Source organism: Sphingomonas sp. DC1600-2 (assembly GCF_049897605.1).
Lineage (GTDB): Bacteria > Pseudomonadota > Alphaproteobacteria > Sphingomonadales > Sphingomonadaceae > Sphingomonas.
Window position 1 is genome coordinate 1 of sequence record NZ_JAFCWO010000034.1, and the last position, 5,204, is coordinate 5,204.

Below are 5,204 nucleotides of genomic sequence, written 5' to 3' on the forward strand. Positions count from 1 at the left end.
GCGCACCGCCCACAGGATCACATCACCCTGGAAATGGCGCCACTTGAAATCCGTCATCGTTCCGTCCGTCCAATCTCCGCCAAGCATGCTCAAGCTTCACGATTTTTGCAACAGAGCCTCATAATCGTGATTTCCCGGGATCACGCAGAACGGCAAACGATCGGCGATGATGTTCCAGGCAGCGCGAGCGGCGGGCATCTCGATCGAGAGCAACTGTTCAGGCGATGCAGGGAGCAAATCCTCGATCACCGGATTGCCGATCGCCCTCATGCCTCGGTCGAGACTGAGCTGGTCGGGCTCCGCAATGCTCGGATGCTGCCAATTGTCGCCAAGACCTGACACGAAGGCGATCTCGCCGCCCGCGCTCCGGGCATTGCGCGCAAGATAGGCCATCATATCGTACAGCATCTCGCGCGTGTCGAAGGGGAAGCCGCCTTCGCGCTGGTTGCGATGACTCACATAATTTTGCGTGTCGGACACGACCGCGATGGAGAAGGGCGCGCCGGCGGCATCGGAAAGCATCTCATCAAATCCTCGGGCTGACAGCCACGCGGCCATCGAGTCGTTAACGGAACGACCGTACAGTTACGATTCAATCGCGGCATTTTTGTTACGAGAAGCAATCGCAGCCTCACCGAGCTTAAAATTCGGCGAAAAACTTTACGAGACCCGCGCAAGCCCCTATCTCGACATCAATCGTGAGCGAGTGCCGATCGGGAACGATCGTACATTGACAGAAGCAGGAGTGGTAGTTGGGTTCCGCGGCACCGGTCAATTCACCCGAGCAGACGACACGCCTTCGCGAGGCGGCTCTGGATTATGCTTGCCAGGAAGGTCTGGCTGTTGAGTTGCACTGAGAAGTGACCCGGGAGGGTTATAAGTTTTCACTGAGAATTGACCCATGTTTTCCTCGCCCCTGGCTGACAGTCAGGAGGCATCGGAGTGATCGACATGGACCTACTCAGTGTGATCCGCCGCTGGCATTTTCGGCAAGGCATCCCCATTCGCGAGATCCGGCGGCGGACTGGATTATCGCGCAACACGATCCGCAAATATCTGCGCGATGACGCGGTGGAGCCGACGTTCAAGGTTCCCAAACGGCCGAGCAAGCTTGATCAGTTTGCAGAAAAACTGACGACGTGGCTGCGGGTGGAATCTGGCAAGTCGCGCAAACAGAAGCGAACAGCCAAGCAGCTACATGCAGATCTGGTTAAGCTGGGCTACGAGGGATCATACAGCCGTGTTGCCGCCTTCGCCCGCTCGTGGAAGACCGAACGCCAATATGAAAAGCAAACCAGTGGGCGCGGCACATTCGTACCGCTGATCTTCCAGCCCGGTGAGGCCTTTCAGTTCGATTGGAGTGAAGATTACGCCCTTCTGAATGGCCGGCCTACCAAGCTGCAGGTGGCCCATACCAAGCTCTCCCACAGTCGGGCGTTCATCACGCGAGCCTATCTGCTGCAAACGCACGAGATGTTGTTCGACGCACTGACGCAGGCCTTCCGGGTGCTGGGCGGCGTGCCTCAGCGTGGAATATTCGACAATATGAAGACGGCTGTAGACCGGATCGGCCAGGGCAAAGTCCGACAGGTCAATGCGCGGTTCGCTGCCATGGCCAGCCACTACCTGTTCGAAACGGATTTTTGCAATCCGGCCTCAGGCTGGGAGAAAGGTCAGGTCGAGAAAAACGTTCAGGATGCGCGTCGACGGTTATGGCAGCCAATGCCCAACTTCCCAGATCTTGATGCCCTCAATGCCTGGTTGGAAGAGCGGTGCATCGCACAATGGGGAGAAATCCAGCATGGCGTCCTCCCCGGCACAGTTGCCGATGTGCACGCCGTTGAGATTATCAGCCTGATGCCGATGGGGCGGGCCTTCGATGGCTTTGTCGAACATACCAAGCGCGTGTCGCCGACCTGCCTGATCGCGTTCGAGCGCAATCGCTATAGCGTTCCTGCATCCTTTGCGAACCGGCCAGTGAGCCTGCGGGTCTATCCTGATCGGTTGGTCATCGCGGCCGAGGGGCAAATCTTGTGCGAGCACAACCGGATTATCGACCGTTCTCACCAGAAGCCGGGGCAGACGATCTATGACTGGCGGCACTATCTGGCAGTTGTTCAGCGCAAGCCTGGCGCTTTGCGCAATGGGGCGCCATTCCTCGAAATGCCCGAAGCCTTCCGGCAACTGCAGGGGCATCTGCTCAAGCGGCTCGGTGGTGACAGGGAGATGGTCGAAATCCTCGCCCTTGTTCTACAGCATAACGAACAGGCTGTGCTCAGCGCCGTCGAACTGGCCCTCGAAGCTGGGGTGCCGACCAAAACCCACATCCTCAATGTTCTGCACCGCCTGATCGATGGCAAGGCTCCACCGGCATCCCCAATCGATGCCCCGCAGGCCCTGCGCCTCGCCCAGGAGCCTGTTGCCGATGTCGAACGCTACGACACGCTGAGGGCGTTACGCCATGCGTCATGATCCGGCCAGCGCCGCTGTGGTTGTCATGCTACGTGGCCTCAAAATGTATGGCATGGCGCAAGCCGCTGGTGATCTGATCGAGCAGGGCGCGCCAGCCTTTGATGCTGCCGTTCCGATCCTCTCACAGCTTCTCAAGGCGGAGATGTCCGAGCGGGAGGTCAGGTCCATTGCTTACCAGATCAAGGCAGCCCGGTTCCCGGCCTACAAGGATCTGGCAGGCTTCGACTTTGCCGTCAGTGAGGTCAACGAGGCGCTCGTGCGTCAACTTCACCGTGGTGACTTTATGGATAGCGCCGACAACGTCGTACTGATCGGCGGACCAGGCACCGGCAAAAGCCACATCGCGACGGCTTTGGGCGTCCAGGCGGTTGAGCATCACCGCAAAAAGATCCGCTTCTTCTCCACCGTCGATCTGGTCAATGCGTTGGAGCAGGAAAAGGCCGCAAACAGAGCGGGCCAGTTGGCCGAGCGTCTGTTGCGCCTCGACCTCGTCATCCTTGATGAGCTGGGATATCTACCCTTCAGCCCTTCAGGCGGGGCCATGCTGTTCCATCTGCTCAGCAAACTCTATGAGCGGACCAGCGTTGTTATCACCACCAACCTGAGCTTCAGCGAGTGGTCCAGTATCTTTGGCGATGCCAAAATGACCACCGCCCTGCTGGATCGCCTCACGCATCATTGCCATATCCTTGAAACCGGCAATGACAGCTTCCGCTTCAGAGCCAGTTCCGCCGCCCCAAAATCCAGAAAGGACAAATCACCCGCTTGACCCTGCTCGTCGCAGGCAGTACATCATCCACGCCCACCCGGGTCACTTCTCAATGAAAATCCCGGGTCACTTCTCAATGAAAATCCCGGGTCACTTCTCAATGAAAATCCCGGGTCACTTCTCAATGAAAATCCCGGGTCACTTCTCAGTGCAACTCAACACTGATAACCCATTGCGAGCAGAGCGGACAGAGAGGAAGTCGACATGAACGAGCAGCTTTTCAAGTTATCGCCATCCAACGTGACGGTGGAAGCGGGTTTGTCGACCGGCCCGGTATCGGTCGAATCCTATATCTCGCCCGAACATTATGCGCGGGAAAAGGAGCAGGTGTTCCGTCGCGCCTGGCTGCTGCTGGGCCGGGAGGAGGAAATCCCAAATGCGGGGGACTTCGTCACCCGCGACATCGATGTCTGCGATGCGAATGTCCTGATCACGCGCTCCAAGGGAGGCCATGTGCGGGCCTTCCACAATGTCTGCTCGCATCGTGGCAGCCATGTCGTCCTCAAGCCATCAGGCAATGCCGGGAAGTTCGTCTGTCCTTATCACAATTGGACCTACAAGAACGACGGCAGCTTGGTCGGCGTGCCCGATGAGTCCTCCTTCTTCAATTTCGACAAGAAGAACTGCGGACTTACCCCGATCGCAGCCGAGGTCTGGGAAGGATGGGTCTTCATCAACCTGTCGCCCGAGCCGCAGGTTTCGTTGCGAGAGTTTCTGGGTCCGCTCGCTGACCTGATGGCGGGCATACCATATCCCGCCGCAGGCCATCCGATCGTCATCCAGGTCGATATCGATGCCAACTGGAAGGCGATCTGCGATGCCTTCATTGAGACCTATCACATCCCCGTGATCCACGCCGAGACGATCGGGACGACCTACGCCTCTCCCGAAAACCCGTTCGCGCACCTGCTCGATGCGCGGATGCTCGGCGCGCACAGGCTGATATCGACCTATGGCAACGCAAATTATGCTGCCAAGCCATCGAACAAGGTCGAACGGCTGGGGCAGGATACGCATAGCACCGCGAGCGTGACCTCGTGCAGCAACGATCCTGCCTTGGTTAGCTTTCTCGAGCATCCGGCGGTCAATCCCACCAAATCGACGAGTTGGGCGCAGGACGTCTACCATGTCTTTCCGCACGTCCATATCGACTTCGGGCCGGGCGGTTTCTGGACACATAATTTCTGGCCGACGTCGCACAAGACCACGCGGTATGAAGCGCGCTTCTACGTGCCGCCTGCGGCGACCGTTGCCGAACGCTTCCGGCAGGAGCTTTTCATCAGCCGGATCGTCGAGGTGGCGCTCGAGGATCTGGCCAATGTCGCCCGTACCCAGAAAGGCATGCAATCGCGCGCAAAGGGCTTCATGTATCTGCAGGAAAATGAGGTCGCCATTCGCCATCTCCATTCAACCCTCGATAAATGGGTGAAGGCGAGCACCGTGCGGGAGGCGCTGGCATGACCGACGCGAACATCGCGACCACCCTGCCCGCCGGGTTCAAGGATCTCGAGCCGCTGGTGGACCGTTGGGCGGGGCGAACCATCGAGGCGCGCACCAAGGCGCGCTGCGAAGCTTCGATGGAAGACATCATGCTCCTTTACGACGTCATGGTCGAGCGCGCGCCAGCGATACTCGATTATCTCAAACCTTTTCCGCTGGATGCGATCGAAGGCGAGAACGCGACGCTTTTCTGCCTGCTGCTATCGCTAGGACAAGCGTCGATGGCGGTGGAGGTTCACGGGCAGCCGCAAGCTCCCAACACGCCATTCCCGCATGGCATCCGCGTGCTGAGCGGCGTCGCGCCGTTCGGCTGAGGCACAAAGTTTTTCGGGAGGCAATCGGATGGGCTCTGTTGCAAAGATTGGCGGCAGTCAGAGGTAGGCTGTCGCTCTGCGCCGATCAGGCGGCTGCTGCGAAATGGTGGTTGAGCATGCCCATGGCCTCCGTCAGCGCCGAGGGCCCA

General features: G+C 58.8%; 5 protein-coding genes. 4 read left to right on the plus strand and 1 reads right to left on the minus strand.

Going from position 1 to position 5,204, the window contains the following annotated elements:
* Positions 1-96: 96 nt before the first annotated feature.
* On the minus strand, positions 97-522 hold the full coding sequence (locus ACP7BL_RS17670; protein ID WP_426258913.1) for a hypothetical protein: 426 nt from the start codon (positions 520-522) through the stop codon (positions 97-99).
* 429 nt (positions 523-951) lie between these two features.
* Between ACP7BL_RS17670 and istA the strand changes: the two genes are divergently transcribed.
* The 4 genes from istA (at position 952) to ACP7BL_RS17690 (ending at position 5,055) form a co-directional block, all read left to right on the plus strand.
* Positions 952-2,472, plus strand: a complete 1,521-nt coding sequence (gene istA, locus ACP7BL_RS17675; RefSeq protein ID WP_032490240.1) for an IS21-like element ISRsp3 family transposase — start codon at positions 952-954, stop codon at positions 2,470-2,472.
* On the plus strand, positions 2,462-3,241 hold the full coding sequence (istB, locus tag ACP7BL_RS17680; protein WP_006955904.1) for an IS21-like element ISRsp3 family helper ATPase IstB: 780 nt from the start codon (positions 2,462-2,464) through the stop codon (positions 3,239-3,241). The genes istA and istB overlap by 11 nt, the downstream gene beginning before the upstream one ends.
* Positions 3,242-3,445: 204 nt before the next feature.
* Positions 3,446-4,702 carry an aromatic ring-hydroxylating oxygenase subunit alpha gene (locus ACP7BL_RS17685; protein WP_426258914.1) on the plus strand — a complete coding sequence of 419 codons (1,257 nt, stop codon included), beginning with the start codon at positions 3,446-3,448 and terminating at the stop codon, positions 4,700-4,702.
* Positions 4,699-5,055, plus strand: coding sequence for a hypothetical protein (locus tag ACP7BL_RS17690; RefSeq protein ID WP_400135588.1), 357 nt, complete (start codon positions 4,699-4,701; stop codon positions 5,053-5,055). Before ACP7BL_RS17685 ends, ACP7BL_RS17690 begins: the two co-directional genes overlap by 4 nt.
* Positions 5,056-5,204 lie beyond the last annotated feature (149 nt).